The 625-nt window shown below is 38.9% G+C and carries 1 protein-coding gene; it reads right to left on the bottom strand.

The features are described from left to right. Positions 1 to 378: 378 nt before the first annotated feature. The coding region (locus tag ACWHAR_RS28835) for a tautomerase family protein (RefSeq protein ID WP_452088668.1) at positions 379 to 625 on the bottom strand (247 nt) is incomplete at its 5' end.

Below are 625 nucleotides of genomic sequence, written 5' to 3' on the forward strand. Positions count from 1 at the left end.
AGCCTTTGTTTCCATGGTGAGTCATGTAAGTACGGTTCACACCCGTTTACATGACTTTTTATATTTGTCAGACTGACATTTCCGGATTGGCAAAAGTGTCATGTGCATATGAAGGGGATATATAAAATAGGAAATGATCAATAAGCTATAACATCCAACCTATTGTAAATGGGGATTATGATGTATCTTATTATGCAAATCAGCAAAATTTTATATTTTCGGCCAAAGTCAGCTTCCAATTGGCATTTAAACCGGATCTAAAAGGAGATCCAGGTTTTTCGTATTGCTGGATGCTTCTATACTGATGACTTCCGCATTTATGAAAAAAAGAGAGAGCTTCTTTGGAGCTCTCTCTTTTTTTTATGGGGAGGCGAAATCTTATAGTTTTCCATTCAAAAATTGCGCCTCACCGAGACCGAAACTCCAGTCTGCGTCACCATTCTCAGTAATAGATACCATGAGGTCTTCAGGGGAAATTCCGCATTTTTCTTCTAGCCTTTCAGCAAGCAGAGCATACAATTTTTCCTTTTGGCTTTCGGTTCTTGCTTTGCTTGTCATGCTAATGATGACCATATCCTTGGTTCTCTGAAACCCTAATCCCGTATCCTGGATTATAAGCTCGTTT

The organism is Bacillus sp. LR--39 (assembly GCF_053613335.1).